This window comes from Streptomyces sp. NPDC001381 (assembly GCF_042895685.1).
Taxonomy (GTDB): Bacteria; Actinomycetota; Actinomycetes; order Streptomycetales; family Streptomycetaceae; genus Streptomyces.
Genome location: NZ_JBIAWO010000006.1, coordinates 353,773 through 372,434, shown reverse-complemented (window position 1 = coordinate 372,434; position 18,662 = coordinate 353,773). Strand labels below are relative to the sequence as shown.

The 18,662-nt window shown below is 72.1% G+C and carries 20 protein-coding genes; 10 read left to right on the top strand and 10 right to left on the bottom strand.

Annotated elements, in window-relative coordinates:
• Positions 1-14: 14 nt before the first annotated feature.
• From ACFY2L_RS27525 to ACFY2L_RS27515, 3 genes are all read right to left on the bottom strand, one after another.
• Positions 15-1,343, bottom strand: coding sequence for a DUF3500 domain-containing protein (locus ACFY2L_RS27525; protein WP_390823716.1), 1,329 nt, complete (start codon positions 1,341-1,343; stop codon positions 15-17).
• Positions 1,344-1,401: 58 nt separating this feature from the next.
• Positions 1,402-1,770, bottom strand: a complete 369-nt coding sequence (locus tag ACFY2L_RS27520; RefSeq protein ID WP_390661635.1) for an ArsR/SmtB family transcription factor — start codon at positions 1,768-1,770, stop codon at positions 1,402-1,404.
• A 206-nt stretch (positions 1,771-1,976) separates the two neighbouring features.
• Positions 1,977-2,351: a hypothetical protein gene (locus ACFY2L_RS27515; protein WP_133916664.1), complete on the bottom strand. Its 375-nt coding sequence runs from the start codon at positions 2,349-2,351 to the stop codon at positions 1,977-1,979.
• Between the two features lie 270 nt (positions 2,352-2,621).
• Here ACFY2L_RS27515 and ACFY2L_RS27510 point away from each other — a divergent pair, with 270 nt between their 5' ends.
• The gene (locus ACFY2L_RS27510) at positions 2,622-3,074 is read left to right on the top strand and encodes a flavodoxin family protein (protein WP_390661512.1); all 453 of its coding nucleotides are present in this window, start codon (positions 2,622-2,624) and stop codon (positions 3,072-3,074) included.
• A 9-nt stretch (positions 3,075-3,083) separates the two neighbouring features.
• Here the strand turns inward: ACFY2L_RS27510 and ACFY2L_RS27505 are convergent, their stop codons facing one another.
• Positions 3,084-3,536, bottom strand: coding sequence for a hypothetical protein (locus ACFY2L_RS27505; RefSeq protein ID WP_390823715.1), 453 nt, complete (start codon positions 3,534-3,536; stop codon positions 3,084-3,086).
• A gap of 448 nt (positions 3,537-3,984) precedes the next feature.
• On the opposite strand from ACFY2L_RS27505, the gene ACFY2L_RS27500 reads away from it, so the two are divergent.
• Positions 3,985-6,255 carry a M4 family metallopeptidase gene (locus ACFY2L_RS27500; protein WP_390823714.1) on the top strand — a complete coding sequence of 757 codons (2,271 nt, stop codon included), beginning with the start codon at positions 3,985-3,987 and terminating at the stop codon, positions 6,253-6,255.
• Positions 6,256-6,340: 85 nt separating this feature from the next.
• Here the strand turns inward: ACFY2L_RS27500 and ACFY2L_RS27495 are convergent, their stop codons facing one another.
• Positions 6,341-7,045, bottom strand: a complete 705-nt coding sequence (locus ACFY2L_RS27495; protein WP_390823713.1) for a hypothetical protein — start codon at positions 7,043-7,045, stop codon at positions 6,341-6,343.
• A gap of 194 nt (positions 7,046-7,239) precedes the next feature.
• Here ACFY2L_RS27495 and ACFY2L_RS27490 point away from each other — a divergent pair, with 194 nt between their 5' ends.
• From ACFY2L_RS27490 to ACFY2L_RS27480, 3 genes are all read left to right on the top strand, one after another.
• Positions 7,240-7,512 (top strand): hypothetical protein, encoded by a 273-nt coding sequence (locus ACFY2L_RS27490; RefSeq protein WP_390823712.1) that lies wholly within the window; start codon positions 7,240-7,242, stop codon positions 7,510-7,512.
• Positions 7,513-7,682: 170 nt separating this feature from the next.
• Positions 7,683-8,498: a chitosanase gene (locus ACFY2L_RS27485; RefSeq protein ID WP_390661636.1), complete on the top strand. Its 816-nt coding sequence runs from the start codon at positions 7,683-7,685 to the stop codon at positions 8,496-8,498.
• 107 nt (positions 8,499-8,605) lie between these two features.
• A complete protein-coding gene (locus tag ACFY2L_RS27480; RefSeq protein WP_390661517.1) occupies positions 8,606-9,070 on the top strand; it encodes an ATP-binding protein in 465 nt (154 codons plus the stop codon).
• Between the two features lie 12 nt (positions 9,071-9,082).
• Here the strand turns inward: ACFY2L_RS27480 and ACFY2L_RS27475 are convergent, their stop codons facing one another.
• Positions 9,083-9,577, bottom strand: a complete 495-nt coding sequence (locus tag ACFY2L_RS27475; RefSeq protein ID WP_390661518.1) for a molybdenum cofactor biosysynthesis protein — start codon at positions 9,575-9,577, stop codon at positions 9,083-9,085.
• A gap of 98 nt (positions 9,578-9,675) precedes the next feature.
• The gene (locus ACFY2L_RS27470; RefSeq protein ID WP_390823711.1) at positions 9,676-11,001 is read right to left on the bottom strand and encodes a lipase family protein; all 1,326 of its coding nucleotides are present in this window, start codon (positions 10,999-11,001) and stop codon (positions 9,676-9,678) included.
• Positions 11,002-11,618: 617 nt separating this feature from the next.
• Between ACFY2L_RS27470 and ACFY2L_RS27465 the strand changes: the two genes are divergently transcribed.
• The gene (locus ACFY2L_RS27465; protein WP_390661637.1) at positions 11,619-13,100 is read left to right on the top strand and encodes an MFS transporter; all 1,482 of its coding nucleotides are present in this window, start codon (positions 11,619-11,621) and stop codon (positions 13,098-13,100) included.
• Positions 13,101-13,171: 71 nt separating this feature from the next.
• Here ACFY2L_RS27465 and ACFY2L_RS27460 read toward each other — a convergent pair whose 3' ends face one another.
• Positions 13,172-14,089, bottom strand: coding sequence for an SGNH/GDSL hydrolase family protein (locus ACFY2L_RS27460; protein WP_390661520.1), 918 nt, complete (start codon positions 14,087-14,089; stop codon positions 13,172-13,174).
• Between the two features lie 184 nt (positions 14,090-14,273).
• Positions 14,274-15,161, bottom strand: a complete 888-nt coding sequence (locus ACFY2L_RS27455; protein ID WP_390661522.1) for an oxygenase MpaB family protein — start codon at positions 15,159-15,161, stop codon at positions 14,274-14,276.
• Between the two features lie 233 nt (positions 15,162-15,394).
• On the opposite strand from ACFY2L_RS27455, the gene ACFY2L_RS27450 reads away from it, so the two are divergent.
• Positions 15,395-15,652, top strand: a complete 258-nt coding sequence (locus ACFY2L_RS27450) for a WhiB family transcriptional regulator (protein WP_390661523.1) — start codon at positions 15,395-15,397, stop codon at positions 15,650-15,652.
• On the opposite strand, the gene ACFY2L_RS27445 is transcribed toward ACFY2L_RS27450, so the two are convergent.
• Entirely contained in the window at positions 15,653-16,267 is a 615-nt protein-coding gene (locus tag ACFY2L_RS27445) for a TetR/AcrR family transcriptional regulator (protein ID WP_390823710.1), read from the bottom strand.
• 123 nt (positions 16,268-16,390) lie between these two features.
• Here ACFY2L_RS27445 and ACFY2L_RS27440 point away from each other — a divergent pair, with 123 nt between their 5' ends.
• The 3 genes from ACFY2L_RS27440 to ACFY2L_RS27430 all read left to right on the top strand — a co-directional run bounded on the left by ACFY2L_RS27440 (position 16,391) and on the right by ACFY2L_RS27430 (position 18,643).
• Positions 16,391-17,152: an SDR family oxidoreductase gene (locus ACFY2L_RS27440; RefSeq protein WP_390823709.1), complete on the top strand. Its 762-nt coding sequence runs from the start codon at positions 16,391-16,393 to the stop codon at positions 17,150-17,152.
• Positions 17,153-17,269: 117 nt separating this feature from the next.
• A complete protein-coding gene (locus tag ACFY2L_RS27435) occupies positions 17,270-18,043 on the top strand; it encodes a beta-glucanase (RefSeq protein ID WP_390823708.1) in 774 nt (257 codons plus the stop codon).
• Positions 18,044-18,466: 423 nt separating this feature from the next.
• Positions 18,467-18,643 (top strand): hypothetical protein, encoded by a 177-nt coding sequence (locus tag ACFY2L_RS27430; RefSeq protein ID WP_390661527.1) that lies wholly within the window; start codon positions 18,467-18,469, stop codon positions 18,641-18,643.
• Positions 18,644-18,662: the final 19 nt, after the last annotated feature.

Below are 18,662 nucleotides of genomic sequence, written 5' to 3'. Positions count from 1 at the left end.
CCGGGGCCGCGTGTCTAGTGGTCGTTCTCCAGGTGCAGCTTGAGCAGGTCCACCCCGTAGTCGCCGCCGTTGGGGGTGCGGACGATGGTGTGGATGTGCTGCTGGGTGGGCGTCCCGCCCGGACCGCCCATGCCGCCGCCCCCGTCGCTGTCCTTGTTGCCGAAGGCGAGCGGGGACTGGGCGTCGTACTCGATGAGCACCACCGGGCTGTGCACGCGGTAGTAGAACGCGGAGGAATCCTCGGTCTCGCCGATCCAGTAGAAGTACGTCTCGTCGAGGTGGTCCTCCACCTCCTTCATCCTGACGGCGGCGTGCCCGTCGGCCAGGTTGCCGACGTACACCCGGACCAGGGCCAGCAGCTTGTCCTTCTGGGTGTCGGTGAACCCCTCGGCGACCAGGCCCTGAAAGGCCAGCTGGAGGTTGTCCTGGCCCGCGCCGGCCTTCAGGTTGTCGCCGGCCTTCGCCTCCGAGGAGACGGCTTTGGCCCGCTGTGCCGCGGTGAGCGAGCGCAGCAGGGTGAGACCCGCCCTGGTCTCCTTCTTGAAGAGGGTGATCTTCTCGCCGTCATAGGTGGCCGAGGTGGGTTCGGACCCCATGAAGGTGGGGGTCATGACGACCTGGTCGCCGAGCACGAAGTAGTTGATCGCCACATGGTGGCCCTCGTACTGGAAACCCCAGGGCTTGGTGGTCGACGGGGTGCCCATGAAGGTGAAGAAGTACGCGCCCTCGGTGAGCGTGTCCCGGCCACCGCCGTTGTAGTCGCCCAGGAACGCGTTGAGCTTCATGATGTTGCGGGTCTGGGTGAGCCCGTCGGCGGACAGGGCGGCGCCGAGCAGGGCGTACCCGAGGTCGCGCTGCTTCTCGGTCAGGTCGCCCATCCGGGCGCCTTCGCGCTGGTAGCCGTCGACGTTGCTCCAGGCCAGCCACTCGTCGTCGTCCACCTCGAAGACGGATGCCTTGCGCTCCTTCGAGGTCAGTCCGTCGAGGAAGGCCTGTGCGGCCTTGACGACCTTGTCGGTGGAGACGTCGGTGGAGTGGATCGAGTAGAGGTCGTCGACGACCTTGCCGTCGGTGGTGACCCCGACGAAGTCGGCGTACTTGACCTCGCTCGCCCCGGGGCCCATGCCCCCGGCCCCGCCACCGGGGCCCCCGGAGGGCATGCCCGAGGGCGCACCGCCGCCCGGGCCGCCGTAGGAGGCGGCGGTGCCCGCCGTGTCGGAGGAGCTCGAGGAGCATCCGGTCATGGTCGCCACCGCGGCGACTCCGCCGGCGAGCAGCGCCTTGTTCATGAACCAGCGGCGGCTGCGTTCGGCTTCGGGGGTACGAGGTCGGTGTCCGTGCATGGGGCCGAGGCTTCTGGACGTACCTGAAGGGAACCTGAAGCCGGCCGCGGGCCGCCCCTCATGTCCGCGGGGCGCCGCCCTGCGGTACCGGCAGCGGCGGGTCGGCCTGGCGCAGCTCGGCCAGCAACTCGTTCTGCCCCGCGAGGAGTTCGGTCAGGATGCGGCGGGCCGCCCGCAGCAGCTCGGCGACGTCGCCGCCGGCCAGCGCGTAGCTGACCGTCGACCCTTCCCGGATCGACACCACGATCCCGGACCGGCGCAGCACGGCCAGCTGCTGCGACAGGCTGGACGGTTCGATCTCGATCTCGGTGAGCAGGTCCCGTACGGGGACGGGGCCGCCCTGCAGCAGTTCGAGGACCCGGATGCGCACCGGATGCCCGAGCATGCGGAAGAACTCGGCCTTGGCCTGGTAGAGGGGGACCTGCATGGTCAATCGCTCGCTCCTGCCGCGTTCGCTGGATGGTTCCCGTCGGCGCGGCGGCCCGCCTCCGCCGCCGCGCGTGAGGTTCCTGCGTCGGTCACGATCCTCGTGGCTGCGGGCTCCGCACACCCGTGTGATGCGCTGATCTGGATGTGTCGAGATGAAGAAATCTTCAATTCGAGGGCATGCGAAGCCGCGGACCACCGGGGTGCCTACACCTCGAGTTCGTTCTCGATGCGCTTGAGCTGGTGACGGGCCATCGCCAGGTTGGAGCGCTCCCGGTCCAGGACGAGGTAGATGAACAGCCCGCTGCCCGTCCGGCCCTTGACGAGCCGGATGAGGTGGTACTGGCTGCCCAGGGTGATCAGGATGTCCTCGATCTCGCCCTTCAGGCCCAGGTGTTCCATGGTGCGGACCTTGGCCCGGATCACATCCGTGTTGCCCGCGGCGGCCACGGCCAGGTCGAGGTCCTTGCCGCCGCCCATCGTGCCCAGGGCCATACCGCTCGTGTAGTCCACGACGGCGGCTCCCATCGCACCCTCCACCGCGGTCATCATCTCCTTCAGAGAGATCTCCACATTCGCCATGGCGCTCCTCCTGCCGGTTGCACGGGCCCGGGCTCCTCCGGCCCCGCTGGTGCTCCGAACGTACGGAGCGCGTCACCCGCGCAGACGGCTTGCTCCGGGACTGGCCCAAGGACGTTCGAAACACGAAGATCCGCGCGATCTTTTGACCGTGTGCATACGGGAGTTGAGCGTCTGGCGTCACCCGCCCGTCCGGCGTCCGCGTCCCGGCGCCCCGCCGCCCGGACGCGCGCCGCTTGCGACGGGTCCACCGACCGGGCAGGGTTCGGTGGCGTGGCCACCTTGCTGATCGTTCATCACACCCCGTCCCCCAACTGCCAGGCGCTGTTCGAGGCGGTCGTCTCGGGTGCTACGGCACCGGAGATCGAGGGCGTGCGCGTCGTACGGCGGGCCGCGCTCGCCGCCACCGCCTCCGACGTCCTGGAGGCGGACGCCTTTGTCCTGGGCACCCCCGCGAACCTGGGCTACATGTCGGGTGCGCTCAAGCACTTCTTCGACCAGGTCTACTACCCCTGCCTCGACGCCACCCGGGGCCGCCCCTTCGGCTACTACGTGCACGGCGGCAACGACGTCACCGGCGCCGTGCGCGCCGTCGAGGCCATCACCACCGGCCTGGGCTGGCGGCGCGCGGCCGACCCGGTCACGGTGACCGGGGAGCCGGGCAAGGCGGACACGGAGGCCTGCTGGGAACTCGGCGCGACGGTGGCCGCCGGCCTCATGGAGTGAGCCGGGAACTCAGTCCCACAGGGGGTAGGCCACCACGCGCGGGAACTGTTCCGGCCGGTCTCCGGGGTAGGTGAGGACCATCCGGGTGTAGTGCTGCACCTGGGGGTGCTTCTTCCACGGCTTGGGGTGGTCCAGCTTCACCGCCACCGCGTACCGGTGGAAGTGACCCACCGCGCAGTACGGCTTGCAGTCGTTGACGACGTTGACCCCGGTCGCCCGCGCCGACCGGGAGCCCCACTGGGTCCAGTGCAGCGAGACGAGGCGGCTGTTGCCGTCGCCGCAGGCCAGCAGGAAGTCGGCCGGCCGTACCTTCGGATGCCACAGGCAGTCCACCAGGACGGGCACGGCCACCTGCCGTGGGGCGGACGGCGGCGCGCCGGGCGCGGCCGAGGCGGTGCCGATCGCCGCGGTGAGTCCCAGTGCCGCACAGAGCATCACCGCTGTCCTCGTGATGTGTCGCATGTCCGCTCCCGCCGCCCGTCCCGGGACCCGCCGGTCTTCGTCGGTCCTCATCCCGGGGACGCCCCCGGAGATGCACTTCGACGCTACGACGATGCGCGGACGAGGACCACTCGAACGGAGTAGCGCCGGGCCGCCGGGTCCGCGCGCCCGCGGCTGAAAACCTGCGCCCACCGGGCCGAATCCCCAGTCGGCCATGGTCATTTCCAGCCGATCTTTTGGCATTCCCATGACAAACCTGTGGGTGCGGTGCCACGCTTCTGCGGGCGTTCACCCTTCCTTCACATGCGCCTCATGAGGTGCACGCCCGTCCCCCCACTCCACCCCCACCCCCTCCACCCCCCACCTCCTTCCACCCGCATGCCGTGCAGCGCTCCGGACCGGCCCACCCGGCCGGGCCACCCCCCTCGGCCTCCCTCGGGGGCCGACCGTCGCACCGAAGGAGAACCCGTTGCCCCGGCGACACCACCCCACCCCCCGGCGCAGACGTGCCGCGCTTCTCGCCCTCACCACCGCCGGCACCCTGCTGACCCTCGGGATCCAGACCGGCGCCGCCAGCGCCAAGCCCGCCGACCCCGGCCCCGCCAAGATCACCGCCAAGCCCCGTGCGGGCGCCGAGCCGACCGCACTCTCCCCGGCCCGCCGCGCCTCGCTGATCAGGAGCGCCCAGAGCGCGGCCGGTACGACGGCCCAGCGGCTCGGTCTCGGCGGCCAGGAGAAACTCCTGGTCAAGGACGTCATCCAGGACGCCGACGGCACCACCCACACCCGCTACGAGCGCACCTACGCCGGACTGCCCGTCCTCGGCGGTGACCTGGTCGCCCACGTCAGGAGCGGCCGCACCACCGTGAGCAGGGCGAGCGGGGCCACCCTCGAGGTGCCGTCCCTCACCCCGAAGCTCTCCGCGGCCGGCGCCGACGGCAAGGCGCTCTCCGCCGCGAAGAACGCCAAGGTCAAGAGCCCCGAGACCGAAGACGCCCCCCGGCTCGTCATCTGGGCCGACGCCGGCAGGCCCGTCCTGGCCTGGGAGACCCTCGTCGAGGGCGTGCAGCGGGACGGCACCCCGAGCGAGCTCCAGGTCGTCACCGACGCGACCACGGGCAAGCAACTCCTCGCCGCGGAGAAGGTCCACACCGGCACCGGCACCGGCCAGTTCAGCGGCACGGTCCCGCTCGGCTCGACCCTGTCGGGATCGACGTACCAGCTCGTCGACCCGGACCGGGCCAACCAGCGCACCTACGACCTCAACCAGGGCACCTCGGGCACCGGCACGCTGTTCACGGACGACAACGATGTCTGGGGCGACGGCACGCCGTCCAACCGCCAGACCGCCGGCGTCGACGTGGCCTTCGGTGCCGCCGCCACCTGGGACTACTACAAGAACGTGTACGGACGCAACGGCATCCGCAACGACGGCGTCGCCGCCTACAGCCGCGCCCACTACGGCAACAACTACGTCAACGCGTTCTGGCAGGACAGCTGCTTCTGCATGACCTACGGCGACGGCTCGGGCAACACCCACCCGCTGACCGCCCTCGACGTGGCCGCTCACGAGATGAGCCACGGCGTCACCGCCGCCACCGCCAACCTGACCTACTCGGGCGAGTCCGGCGGCCTGAACGAGGCGACCTCGGACATCTTCGCCGCCGCCGTCGAGTTCTACGAGAACCTCCCGGCCGACCCCGGCGACTACCTGGTCGGCGAGAAGATCGACATCAACGGCAACGGCACCCCGCTGCGCTACATGGACAAGCCCTCCAAGGACGGCTCCTCGCGCGACAGCTGGTCCTCCACCCTGGGCGGCATCGACGTCCACTACTCCTCGGGCCCCGCGAACCACTTCTTCTACCTCCTCTCCGAGGGCAGCGGCGCCAAGACCGTCAACGGCGTCGCCTACGACAGCCCGACCTACGACGGGCAGGCCGTCACCGGCATCGGCATCGAGAACGCCGCGGCGATCTGGTACCGGGCGCTGACCACGTACATGACCTCGTCCACGAACTACGCGGGCGCCCGCACCGCCACCCTGTCGGCCGCGGCCGACCTCTTCGGCGCCTACAGCCCCACCTACCTGGCCGTCGCCGACGCCTGGGCCGCCATCAACGTGGGCAACCGGATAGCCCTCGGCGTCAACGTCGCGCCGATCGCCGACCAGACCAGCGGCATCGGCCAGGCCGTCAGCCTCCAGGTGGACGCCTACACCACCAACTCCGGTGCCGGCCTGACCTACGAGGCGACCGGCCTGCCCGAGGGCCTGGACATCAGCGCGAGCGGCCTCATCTCCGGGACGCCGACCACCCTCGGCGCCAGTGACGTCACGGTCAAGGTCACCGACAGCACGGGCGCGTCCGTCACGGACACCTTCACCTGGCGGATCGCGTACGTCTACGCCAACGCCACCCGCGTCGACATCCCCGACAACGGCGCCGCCGTGGAGTCCCCGGTCACCATCGCCGGCCGGGACGGCAACGCCTCCGCCACCACCTCGGTGTACGTCAACATCGTCCACACCTACCGCGGTGACCTGACCGTCGACCTCGTCGGCCCCGACGGCACCGTCTACTCCCTGCTCAACCGCAGCGGCGCCTCCGCCGACAACGTCGACCAGACCTTCACGGTCGACGCCTCGGCCCAGCCCCTCAACGGCACCTGGAAGCTGCGCGTCCAGGACCGTGCGTCGATCGACGTGGGCTACATCCAGCGCTGGCAGCTGACCCCGTGACCTCCTGATCTCCGGCAGGAGCGCACCGAACGACCGCCGCCCGGGCCCTGAGGGTCCGGGCGGCGGCCCTCTTGTCATGAGGGCGCTACGCACGCGGAGGCGGAGGAGCCGGGCCGACGGCGAGCTGGGCCAGCGGTGTGCCGCGGGCCCACAGCAGCAGACGCGGGCCGTCGATCAGACAGGTGTTGCCCTGGCGGGCGGCCCACACCTCGTCGCGGTGGGTGAACGTGCCCCGGTGCACGACGAGCCGCAGCGCCGGCCCGGTCCGTCCCCGCTCCGGCAGCCGCGCCCGGCACGAACAGGCGTCCTCCTCGCCGGGCAGCGGCTCGGCCACCGGACGGAACGCCACATCGAGCAGACGGCCCCGGCGGTCACGGGCGGCCAGGTGCGGGGCGTCGTGCCGGGACGGCGCCAGGACCCGCCAGCCGTCCCGCCGCAGCATCCGGGCCACGGCCAGCACCAGCGCCGGCATGTCCAGCTCGGCCAGCTCCTGCGCGGTGTAATGGCCGCCGCGCCGTCGGGCGAGCGGGCGGGACCGGCGGCGCAGGGCTTCCGCGCCGAGGGCGAGCGCCACCAGGAACGGGACACAGGCCCAGCCCCCGAAGGCCAGGGAGACCAGCGCGAGCCCCACCACCACCGCGCACACGGCCACGACCAGCAGGGCCAGCGCGGGCAGCACCTCCCGCAGCCTCGGCCCGTAACGGCCCGCCGCGCGCAGCTCCCGCACGGTCCGGCGGCGCCGGACCCACGCCGACTCCCCGTCCGCCGCCCGCTCCCGCCCGCCTGCCATCAAGGTCGGCCCCCCAGCCCGTACACAGCGATGTGCGAGTGAGGGGGGCATACCCGTGGATGAGGGGCGGATCCGGTACATGCCTCCATGCGCCCCCTTCCGCGACGAACTTTGGCCGAAGACCGCCCTGCCCCCGCCCGGGCCCGCTTCTTCCGCCGGGGGCGTTGTCAGTGGGGGATGCCAAGCTGCTGGTCATGGACGAGGCTGAGTTCCTGCGGGGCCGGGTCTACGGCGCCGATCACGACGACGCGGGCCCCCGCCCTGGCCGTGTCTACGCCGAGCTGGTGGGCGGCCCGCTCGACGGGCTGCTGCTCGACGTGACCGGCCACACCGGCCACGAACCGCGCGAGGTGGCGCTGACCACGGAGATAGGCCGCTACGGCCCGGGCGGCCGGGCCCTGTACGTACGGCGCGCCGCGGACGTCCGCCGCTTCGACTGGCGGTGCGACACGCCCGGCACCGCCTGATCCGGCCGTCGGCACCCGGTCGGGCCGGGTGAGGGCGAGGCTCATTTGTTCGATCGTACGAACCTCTTTGCTGTGGGTTACTTCCGCACCCGACTCCTGATAGGAAACTTTCCTGTCAGTTCGACGACGCGGAGCCACCTCACCCCCCACTCCCACCTGGAGCCACTGTGGTGCACACACCTACCTCCCGCCGCACCTTCCTCACTCTCACCGCAGCCCTGACCGGGGCCCTGGCGGCCGCCCCGCTGCTCCCCTCCCCGCGGGCGACGGCGGCCGCCGCCGGGCTCGACGACCCGGCGAAGAAGGAGATCGCCATGAAGCTGGTGTCGAGCGCGGAGAACTCCTCGCTCGACTGGAAGGCCCAGTACAAGTACATCGAGGACATCGGCGACGGTCGCGGCTACACCGCCGGCATCATCGGCTTCTGCTCCGGCACCGGCGACATGCTCGACCTCGTGGAGCTCTACGCCGGCCGCAGGCCGGGCAACGTCCTCGCCAGGTACCTGCCCGCCCTGCGCGCCGTCGACGGCACCGACTCGCACGCCGGACTCGACCCGGACTACCCCAAGGACTGGCGCAGGGCCGCCCAGGACACCGCGTTCCAGCAGGCGCAGAACGACGAACGCGACCGCGTCTACTTCAACCCGGCCGTCAAGCAGGGCAGGACGGACGGCCTGCGCACCCTGGGCCAGTTCATCTACTACGACGCGATCGTCATGCACGGCGACGGCACCGACCCCACCAGCTTCCGCAACATCCGCAAGCGCGCGCTGAACAAGGCGAAGCCGCCGGCCCGGGGCGGCGACGAGACCGCGTACCTCAACGCCTTCCTCGACGCGCGTGTCTGGGCGATGAAGCAGGAGGAGGCACACAGCGACACCAGCCGGGTCGACACCGCCCAGCGCGTCTTCCTCCGCAAGGGCAACCTCGACCTCGCCACGCCCCTGGACTGGAAGGTCTACGGCGACAGCTACCACCTCGACTGACCGGGCGCGGTGCAGCCGGCCGGGCCGTGCGGGGGGCGGAGGACACCGCTCCCCGCGGGTGGTGCTCCTGGGGCTTAGGTGACGGGTTCGTGGGTAGTCGCGCGGATATGGACGGGGCAGCGAAGGCGGTCCGGCGGGATTCCGGTCCGTCCGGCGAGGGTGCCACCGGGGCCGGTGGCATCCCGTTCGAGACGACGGTGGCCCTGGACGGCAAGGACGGCTGTATCGCCCGCGCGCGGCATCTGGCGGGCGAGTTCCTCACCCGCGTGCGTCGTGGGCACGGCCTTCCGGTGCCGGCCAGGGTGGTGGACCTCTCCCAGCTCGTGGTCAGCGAGCTGGTCACCAACGCGCTCAGACACGCGCCCGGTCCGGTCCTGCTGCACCTGCGCATCGTCGACGACACGGTCGAGATCGCGGTGTGGGACACCGACCCGGCTCTTCCCGTGCCCCGCCCGCCCGACCCGACCCGGGTGGGCCAGCACGGCCTGGAGATCGTCCGGGCCGTGGCTCAACGGCTCGATGCCGTACGCGAGCCGGTCGGCAAACGGATCGTCGCGCGCCTCGCCCTCTGACCGGAGCCGGGGTCACGCCTCCCGCACGTCGAACGCGGCCCGCCCGACGGCCAGCACACCGTCGGACAGCGGCGTGCACCGCACACCGCCCTTGCCGCGCAGCGCGCGCTGCGCTCCCGGCGCGACCGTCACGTCCATCCAGGCACAGGGCCGTGCCGGACGGTTCACGGCGAACATCACCGGTCCCGCGCCGCTGTCCAGCACGATCGTCGAACCGACGAAGGAGTCGATGTCGACGCCCCGCAGCAGGATGTTGCGCCGGGTGTGCGTCAGACCGACGGAGGCGTTGAGGTGCACCGGCAGGTTCTCGGCGGCCATCAGCGTCACCGCCGCGTCGCGGTGGGCCGGACGGCCGAAGTAGCGGTCGCCGACCAGTCCGAGGCCGCTGCGGACCTCCACCTGCCGCACGAGTTCGTCCGCGGGCCCGTCCGCCGGCCCGTCCGAGGGACGCCCCGCCAGGCGGTGCGCGGACGACACCAGCAACTCCACCACCTCGACCTCGGTCACGGGACCCAGCCTAGGGCCGCGAGAGAACGCGGACGGCCGGTTCCCCGGAAGGGCGCACCGGCCGTCCGCGCCGTGGGTTCCCGACGCGACGGCCCGGGTCAGGGCTTCAGCGGCAGCGTCGAGCAGTTGGACGTCGCCGGCCTGCCGTCGAGCCGGTCGGTCAGCCACGCGATCGCGTCACCCTGGTCGGTGAGCAGGGGAGTGAAGTGGTTGATCAGCGACCGGCCCAGGCTGGGCAGCACCACCGGCTTGTACGTGACGTCGGCGCCCTTCGCGCACCAGGCGACGGCGAGCGCGCGCGCCTGCGCGTGCGGTACGAGATCGTCGGCGGTACCCGTCGCCAGGCGCACCGGTGACGCCGGCTTGACGGTGCCGATGCGCTGCTCGGCCAGGAACGCCGAGAGGGCCGGCTCCGACCGGACGATGTCGCTGATGGAGCTCCCGTCGGTGGTCCAGGAGGTGCTGCGCGCCGAGTTGTAGGCCAGCAGCGCGTCGCCCACGCACATGGTCGACAGGTCCTTCAGGGCCGCCTTGCCGGCCGCGTTCAGGTGCGCGTCCGCGATCGGCTTCAGTTCCGGGTCGGACTGCACGAACCCGTTGACCGACCAGGCCAGCGCTCCGGCCAGGTCGCTGCCGTCGATGGCCGCGGTGACGGCGGCCAGGTCCGCGGGCGGCGCCCCGGTGTAGGTCCCGGCGAGGGCGACGTCGGGGGCGTAGGAGGGCTGGAGTTCGGCGGCCGCCGCCGTGGCCCCGCCGCCCTGGCTGTAGCCGTACAGCGCGACCCGGGAGCCGGCCGTGAGCGACGTGCCGGGGAGGGAACGGGCCGCGCGGACGGCGTCCAGGACGGCGTGCGCCTCGTCGACCCGGTTGACGTACGTGTGCAGCCGGTCCGTCGCGCCCAGCCCGGCGTAGTCGGTGACCACGACGGCGATGCCCCGCGCGAGCAGGCGGTAGATCGCCAGGTCCTCGTAACCGACCGACAGGGTCTGCCAGTTGACGGTGAGCGGATGCTCCAGTCCGAGGGAGGCGGCGCACTGGTCGCCCTGTCCCATGGTGCCCGGGGCGACCACGACCAGCGGACGCGCCCCGCTGCCCTTCCACGCGGCCGCGGGTTCGATGTAGGCGCCGGTCACCGCGACGGGCTGCCCGGCGGAGTCCGTGGACTTGTACATCAGGCGGGTCGCCGTGCCGGGGAGCGGGCCGTCGACGCCCGGCAGGCTCAGTGCGAGGGGGAGGGGCTCGGTGCGTACCAGCGTGCCGTCCGCAGCCGGGAGCGTGGCGGGCGGGTTGTAGAACGCCGGGATGGTGACACCGCGGGAGACCACGGCGTCCGTGTCGGTGGCGGCGGTGGCCGGGACGGCCGTCGTGCCGAGGCAGGCCGCCACGGTCACGGCCGTGGCCAGCAGTCTGGTGGGGGCGGGCATGGCGGACCTCCGGGGGAGAAGGGAGGCCCGAGCCTTCCTCTGCGGCTCGGGTGGGGGACGGCACGGAGCCCCGGTCGTCCCGACCGCTGCCCCGTACCGTTCTTAGACGAACTGTCAGGACGGTACCGACCGGACGGTTACCGCGGGTACTGCCCGGTAGGTTACGGTTCAGTAATATGACTGCGGGTGCTCGAACCCCCACGCTCGACAGCCCGTACGGGCCGTGCTCGCGCGGTGAAGCGCCGGATGCGGACGGCGGCGCGCCGGATGTGGACGCGGTGCCAACGAGCAGTGGACCGTACGCCAACGACACACCGGCGGTCTCTGCCGCATCCTGGTGATCACCGCGGACGAGACCTCCGCGGGGCCCGGTGCCGGGCCAGGACCGCGGGGGAGTCCTGGCTCGGCACCGCCGTCATGGCAGGCCGGTGATCGAGTGGTGACGGCTACGCCCCGGGCGTACGGTGGGGCGGTGGACACGGCGGTGGACCCCTTCCGTCCCCCGCGCCTCCAACGGGCCCGCCTGCGAGCGGGCGGCACACGTCATGAGCAGAGCTCCGCAGCCCACCCCCGCGACGCAGACCTCCGCCCGGCGACAGGGCGGCGGCGGAAACGCGATGGCGCTGCTGGTCATCGCGTCCTGCCAGTTGATGGTGGTCCTGGACATCACCATCGTGAACATCGCGCTGCCCGACATCCAGCGCTCGCTGGACTTCTCCACCACCAGCCTGTCGTGGGTCGTCAACGCCTACACGCTCACCTTCGGCGGGCTGCTGCTGCTCGGCGGCCGGGCCGGTGACATCCTCGGCAGACGGCGCGTGTTCGTCGTGGGCGTCCTGCTGTTCGTGCTCGCCTCGCTGCTCGGCGGTCTCGCCCAGAACGAGGGCCAACTCCTGTCCGCGCGCGCCCTGCAGGGCGTCGGCGGGGCCATCGCCTCCCCGACCTCCCTCGCCCTGATCAGCACCACGTTCCGCGAGGGACCCGAACGCAACCGCGCCTTCGGCGTGTTCGCCGCGGTCTCGGCGGGCGGCGGCGCGATCGGCCTGCTCGCCGGCGGCATCCTCGTCGAGTGGCTGAACTGGCGGTGGGTGCTCTTCGTCAACGTCCCCATCGGGCTGCTCATCGCGCTGGCCACACCCCGCTACATCAAGGAGTCCGAGCGCCATCCCGGCCGCTTCGACATCACGGGCGCGCTGACCTCGACCGTCGGCATGGTGCTGCTGGTGTACGGCTTCATCCGCGCCGCCCAGGAAGGCTGGCGGGACGCCCTCACGCTGGCCTCGTTCGGCGCGGCCGTCGTCGTCCTGACCGTGTTCGTGCTGGTCGAACGGCGGTCCAAGCAGCCGATCACACCTCTGCACATGTTCGCCGACCGCAACCGGGCGGGCACCTACGGCATCATGCTGTGCCTCGCCGCCGCGATCTTCGGCATGTTCTTCTTCCTCACGCTCTTCGTCCAGAACGTGCTCGACTTCAGCCCGCTGGCCGCCGGGCTGGCGTTCCTCCCGGTCAGCGCGTTGATCGCGGTGGGCGCCGGGCTCGCCTCCCGGTTCCTGCCGACGTACGGGCCGAAGCCCTTCATGGTGGTGGGCGCGATCCTCGCGGCGGCGGGCCTGGCCTGGCTGACCCTCACCGACGTCCACTCCACCTACGCGGGCAGCATCCTCGGCCCGATGCTGGTCTTCAGCCTGGGCATGGGCATGGAGTTCGTGTCGCTCACGCTCATGGCGCTGTCCAACGTCCCCACGCCCGAGACCGGCGCCGCCTCCGGACTGCTCAACGCCACCCAGCAGGTGGGCGGTTCACTCGGTCTGTCCATCCTGGTCACCATGTTCGGCACGGCCAGCCGCAACGAGGCGGACCAGCAGGTGCCCGCCTTCCTCGCCCAGGCCACCCCCGCCGAACGCCTGCGCTTCCAGCGCACCGGTGAACTCCCCCCGCCCTGGTCCGACGAGGTCCTCACCTCCGGCGTCTCGGCCGCCTTCGTCATGGCGGCGATCTTCACCGTCGTCGCCGCCCTGATCGCCATCGTGGTGATCCAGGTACGGCCCTCGGACCTGGAGCGCCTCAAGGGCGGGACGGGACCGCCGGGAGTCTGACCCCCAAGGCCCGGGAGCCACCGCGCCGGACTCCGTCGGCGAGTGGTGGCCGCCGTCGGAGGGGGTGCGGGTCAGTGGCCGTGGCGTCGCTGGTCCAGGCGGTCCAGCACGGCCTCGGCCATGGCGGCCTCGCCCTTGGCGTTGGGGTGGGCCGGAGCCGCCGGGGAGGTGGGCCGCAACGGCTCGACCCAGCGGTCCGCCTCGGGCTTGCACATGTCGTGGCCGATGGTGGGACCGTAGGTGTCGACGTACTCCGCGCGGTTCCAGCGCGCCACCAGGCGCAGCATGTGGTTGAGGCGCTTGCCGGTGTCCCGGAGGTAGGGGAAGTCCCCGGCCGCGAACGGCACCGAGGGCGCGCAGCCGCTGCCGTCGTCGGGCAGCAGGTCCGGATAGCCGACGACGAGCACACGCGCGTGCGGCGCCCGCCGGTGGACGTCCCGCAGCACCTGGGCGACCTTGGGCGCGGTCCGGGCGATCGCGACGCTCAACCCGTCGACTCCGGAGGCGCCGTAGTACCGCTGGCACGGGTTGCCGGCCGGGTCCTGAGCGGACAGCTGGGCGCAGGTGGCGATGATGGAGCCGAAGCCGATGTCGTTGCCGCCGATCTGCACGGTCACCAGATCGGTGTTCCGGCGTACGGCGTCCAGCTGGGGGCCGTTGGTCCCCTGCGCCTTCCACATGTTCTCGGTCGTCGCCCCGGAGCAGCTGACGTCCTTGAAGGGGGTCGCGCCGAGCCGTGCGGCCACGATCGAGGGGTAGTTGTGGTCGGAGCGTGCGCAATCGGCGTCCACCTGCCGGGGGATGAGGGGGCCGGAGGTGTAGGAGTCCCCGAGCGCCACGTACTCCTTCGCCTTCCCTCCGCCCTGGCCGTGTGCCGCCGCGGGCACGGGCGCGGCGGCGACGAGGGCGCAACCCCCCAGTGCGGCCACGAGTGCGGCGCCTCTGCGGCGCCGTCCGGCTGATGCTCCCCCGCGTATTCCGCGCTCCATCGCGCTCCTCCCCCCGAGCCCACCCGGGCCGGCGCCGGCGCCGCCTACGGCCGCCGTACTGTTCGCCGGAGTTTGTATACCGCCGGGTAGGCCACGAGGGCCATAGGCGTGACGGAGTTGCCCTTCGCGCGTTCTGGCGGGAGGTGGAGGGAGGCGAGGCGAATCCGCCGCCCCGGTCCCGGCGTCAGCCGGTGGCGGTCGTCACCCGGTGCCGGGCCGGCGCCATCGCCCACCGGATCGTCGCGGTGGTGGCGCGGCCGAGCGGCAGCAGGCACACCTCCTCGACCACCGGCAGCCTGGGCAGCCGCAGCTCTTCGGTGGCCCAACGGGGCAGCAGCGCCACGGCGTTGGCCGCGAGCACCCCGTAGGGCAGCCGGGCGACGAGCGGCACGGGCGGGTGCAGCAGCAGGAAGCGGGCGGCCTCCCGCGCCTGCGTGGTGACCTCCAGCTCCGGACGGTAGGCGGCCAGCCGCTCGGTGAGCTCGGCCCTGCTGCGGGGCGGATCGGGGATGCCCAGCTCGACGGCGACGCGCGCCATGTCCTGGACATAGCCGTCGCACTCGTCGTCCGACAGCGGACACGCTCCGTAGCGCTGATGCGCGCGAAGGAAGCTGTCGGTCTCGGCGACGTGCACCCACCCGAGCAGATGCGGATCCGAGGCGAGGTACGGCTCACCGCGCTCGGTCAGACCCCGCACCCGCGCGTGCACCGCCCGCACCCGGGCGCACGCCTGCTCGGCGTGCTCCGCGGTGCCGTACGTCGTCGTGGCGAGGAAGGTGCTCGTGCGCTGGAGCCGGCCCCAGGGGTCGCCCCGGTAGCCGGAGTGGGCGGCCACGGCCGCCATGGCGAGGGGGTGCAGCGACTGGAGCAGCAGCGCGGACAGCCCGCCGATGAACATGGAGGCATCCCCGTGCACCCGCCGGACCGGGCGCTCCGGCCCGAACCAGCGCGGGCCGGGAGTGCCGTGGATGCGAGCCCGGAGGCGGGGGCCGTCCGGCCCGGCGACGCGCAGGAAGAGGCCCTGCCCCAGCCGCTCCCTGGGGCCGCGGCCCTCGGCTTCGGTGCGTCTCATGGGTGCGGTGACCTCCTCTGGGCCGGCCTGGGCGTCACGCGGCCGCGGTGCGCGCCCGTTCGTCGCCCGCGCCCCGGTCCGCGCGACTCAGCGATGGCCGAAACGGTTGAAAGTGCCTATATTTCTTTCTACCTCTGCCGGGTCCGGGGATGCGACGTGCGTCGCTGAGCCGGGCTGCCCCGCCGAAGTCGGCGAAGTGATCGCCGGAGGTACCGATGACGTCCTTCCCTTCCATGAACTGGCGTGAAGCCGCGGCCTGCCGTTCCGAGGACCCCGAACTCTTCTTCCCGATCGGTGAGGACGGCCTGTCGCGGCGGCAGATCGAGCAGGCGCGGGCCGTCTGCCGCCGCTGCCCGGTGATGAGGGCCTGCGGGGCCTGGGCGGTCCGGCACAACGAGACCGACGGGGTGTGGGGCGCGATGACGGCCGGCGAGCGCCGGAGCCTGCGGCTGAGCCGCCCGCCGCGCGGCCGCCCCCGGCCGCCGTCGTGATCAGGTGCGGACGCCCCGCATCAGATTGCCGACCAGGCCCGTCGCGAACTCCTCGGTCACGGGGAGGTTGGGCAGCAGCAGCCGGTGGTAGCAGGCGCCCCAGAGCTGGTCCACGAGGATCTCGGGATCGACGTCGGCGCGCAGCTCCCCCCGCTGCTGTGCCTGCCGCATCCGCAGGACCGCCAGCTCCCGGCGCGGGCCGGAGTAGCGCTCCAGCAGGGCGGCGGCCAGGTCGGGGTCGGTCTGTGCCTGGCCGATCAGCTCGGCGATCACCCTCCCGGCCGGGGTTCCGGTGAGCACGCGCACGAACGCCCGGAGCTGCGCCGTCAGGTCGGCCTCCAGGTCGCCGCTGTCGGGGAAGGCCAGCGCGGACTCCACGGCGTGGAAGTAGCCGTCCAGCGCGAGCGCGCCCTTCGACGGCCACCACTTGTAGATCGTGGTCTTGCTGACGCCCGCCCGGTCGGCGACCGCTTCGATGGTGAACGCGCCCATGCCCTGGTCGAGCAGCAGGGCGCCGGCCGCCTCGAGGACGTCGGCGCGCACCTCGTCCGCCGGACGCCGCCCACGGCCCCGCCGCACCCGCCCGGCGCCTCCGCGATCCGTTCCCTCCGGCATGCGCCGACCTCCCGAGTTCCGTCCGACCGGTCCACCCTGACATATGGACGCGGCGTCCACAACGTGTTTATATGGACGTGCCGTTCATAAAGAACCTCGTTCCTCACTCAGCGGAGGCAGATCATGTCCGAGATCGCACAGGTCGCGGAGACCATCGGCACCGTGCGGGTCGCCCTCGTCACCGGTGCCTCCGGCGGCATCGGCCGGGCCGTCGCCCAGAGGCTCGCCGCCGAGGGCATGGCCGTCGGCGTCCACTACGCGGGCAACAAGGCGGCGGCGGACGAGACCGTGGCCGCGATAGAGGCCGGCGGCGGCAGGGCGGTCGCGGTGGCCGGTGACGTGGCCGACGAAGGCGCGACGGCCGCGGCGTTCGACGCGGTGGAGCGGGCCTTCGGCGGGATCGACGTCGTGGTGCACACCGCGGGCGTCATGGTCCTCGGTCCGGTCGCCGACTACGGCCTGGACGCCTTCGACCGGCTGACGCGTACCAATGTGCGCGGCACCTTCGTGGTGGCCCAGCAGGCGGCGCGGCGGGTCCGCGCCGGCGGCGCCGTCGTCACCTTCTCCACCTCGGTGACCCGCCTGTCCTTCCCCGGGTACGCCGCCTACGCGGCGAGCAAGGGGGCCGTCGAGGCCCTGACGCCCGTACTGGCCCGCGAGCTGCGCGGCCGCGACATCACGGTGAACACCGTGGCCCCCGGGCCCACCGCGACCCCGCTCTTCCTCGAGGGCAAGGACGGGGAGACGATCGCCCGTCTCGCCGCCCAGCCCCCGCTGGAGCGGCTGGGCACCCCGGACGACATCGCCGAGACGGTGGCGTTCCTCGCCGGCCCGGGACGCTGGGTCAACGGGCAGGTCCTGTTCGCCAACGGAGGCATCGCCTGACGTGCGGCGGGCCCAGAGACGCGCCTCGCCGGGCGCGTTTCACTCACACGGGTTGTCCTGGGGGCGGAATCCGCCCGCACCCGCATGTCCGGGTCCGGTGCGGAGCAGCATCCGCCCATGGAGAATCCCGCACCCGACAGCCCGCCGCCTGCGGAGGCGGCCCTGCGCGGACCCGAGCCCGTCTTCACGGCGGACTTCACCTCCACCCGTCAGTGGGTGGCCGGGCGTTCGTGGGCGTATCCGAACGGCGGACCGATCAATCCCGGCGACAACAAACTGGACTACCTGGTGTCCGATCCCGCCTACAGCCGCTCGGGCACCTTCCGGGCGACCCGTCGGCCGGACGGGCGGTGGAACACGGGTCTGCTCACCACGGAGGGGAGTGAGGAGGCCTTCACCGTCCGGACGGGGGACGTGCTCGAGGCGCGGGTGAGACTGCCGTACGAGATCGGGGCCTGGCCGGCCATCTGGACCTGGCGGGACGGCGATCAGGAGATCGACGTCTTCGAGTACCACCCCGACAACCCCGACCTGCTGGAGCTGAGCAACCACGTCCGCGGCGGAGGCTTCTACCACCGCGACCCGGCGATCCGCCCGGGCGCCTGGATCGATCTGCGGGTCGAGTTCGGCAGACGGTCCGTGGTCTGGTGGGTGAACGGCAAGCAGGTGTTCGCCGACCGGCAGGGGGTGGGGCGCGGCTGGCACGCCTATCTCATCGTCAACCTGTCGGTGTGCGCGGGCCGTTACCACCCGCCGCCGACCCCCAGGACCACCGAGATGTCGTACGAGGTGCAGCGCCTCGTGGTGCTGCGGCCGCCCGCGGTCCTGGAGGCGGTCGACGAGGAGGCCGAGGAGGATGCCGACGGGGGTGCGCCCGAACCGGAGGCATGAGAACGGGAAACACGCGGACCCCGCACCGCCAGAAGGGGTACGGGGTCCGCATCCGAGCGCCGGGCAGGCCTTGCACCTGCATTTCCCCGCAGGAAGCGGGGCGTCTTTCCTTGGACCACCAACGCGCCACCGAGGAGCGGTGATTCCGCCCTTCAGCTGTGGCTTCAGCTTAGCGCATGGTCACACTGACGGTGCACCAGGTTCCGGAATGCACCCCTCCGAATGGTCGTGGGCGGTCATCCATGGTCATGAGCACGGGGCGAAGCGGGGACAATGCGATGATGTCGCCGACACCCTTCTCGCTACGGGGCCGTCAGGCGACGTCACGGCAGCGTGGATCCGCCCGCCGGGTCGGTGCCGTGTCCGAAGTTCGTTCCGCCGTGTCGGGCCCGCCCGACCGTCCACGAAAGCAGAGCCTCTCCCGTGTTCTCCGTCTTCGACGACACGCCGATCTACCACCGCCTCGTCACCGAACGCGGTGACGTGCCCGCCCAGGTGCGCGGCGAGGCCGAACGCATCAAGCGCGACCTGGACCGCGTCATGACCGGCGGCCCCGCCCTCACCCCCGGCCTTCCCGCACAGAGGTCGTTCTTCTCCTGACGCCGTCCCCGCCCGAAGA

Excerpts from the sequence above, each read along its gene's own strand:
- ACFY2L_RS27520 (WP_390661635.1), bottom strand. The coding sequence starts at position 1,770 with ATGCAGGTCCCCCTCTACCAGGCCAAGGCCGAGTTCTTCCGCATGCTC.
- ACFY2L_RS27515 (WP_133916664.1), bottom strand. The coding sequence starts at position 2,351 with ATGGCGAATGTGGAGATCTCTCTGAAGGAGATGATGACCGCGGTGGAG.
- ACFY2L_RS27480 (WP_390661517.1), top strand. The coding sequence starts at position 8,606 with ATGGACGGGGCAGCGAAGGCGGTCCGGCGGGATTCCGGTCCGTCCGGC.
- ACFY2L_RS27495 (WP_390823713.1), bottom strand. The coding sequence starts at position 7,045 with ATGGCAGGCGGGCGGGAGCGGGCGGCGGACGGGGAGTCGGCGTGGGTC.
- ACFY2L_RS27490 (WP_390823712.1), top strand. The coding sequence starts at position 7,240 with ATGGACGAGGCTGAGTTCCTGCGGGGCCGGGTCTACGGCGCCGATCAC.
- ACFY2L_RS27445 (WP_390823710.1), bottom strand. The coding sequence starts at position 16,267 with ATGCCGGAGGGAACGGATCGCGGAGGCGCCGGGCGGGTGCGGCGGGGC.
- ACFY2L_RS27440 (WP_390823709.1), top strand. The coding sequence starts at position 16,391 with ATGTCCGAGATCGCACAGGTCGCGGAGACCATCGGCACCGTGCGGGTC.
- ACFY2L_RS27525 (WP_390823716.1), bottom strand. The coding sequence starts at position 1,343 with ATGCACGGACACCGACCTCGTACCCCCGAAGCCGAACGCAGCCGCCGC.
- ACFY2L_RS27460 (WP_390661520.1), bottom strand. The coding sequence starts at position 14,089 with ATGGAGCGCGGAATACGCGGGGGAGCATCAGCCGGACGGCGCCGCAGA.
- ACFY2L_RS27450 (WP_390661523.1), top strand. The coding sequence starts at position 15,395 with ATGAACTGGCGTGAAGCCGCGGCCTGCCGTTCCGAGGACCCCGAACTC.
- ACFY2L_RS27435 (WP_390823708.1), top strand. The coding sequence starts at position 17,270 with ATGGAGAATCCCGCACCCGACAGCCCGCCGCCTGCGGAGGCGGCCCTG.
- ACFY2L_RS27505 (WP_390823715.1), bottom strand. The coding sequence starts at position 3,536 with ATGCGACACATCACGAGGACAGCGGTGATGCTCTGTGCGGCACTGGGA.
- ACFY2L_RS27455 (WP_390661522.1), bottom strand. The coding sequence starts at position 15,161 with ATGAGACGCACCGAAGCCGAGGGCCGCGGCCCCAGGGAGCGGCTGGGG.
- ACFY2L_RS27470 (WP_390823711.1), bottom strand. The coding sequence starts at position 11,001 with ATGCCCGCCCCCACCAGACTGCTGGCCACGGCCGTGACCGTGGCGGCC.
- ACFY2L_RS27465 (WP_390661637.1), top strand. The coding sequence starts at position 11,619 with ATGGCGCTGCTGGTCATCGCGTCCTGCCAGTTGATGGTGGTCCTGGAC.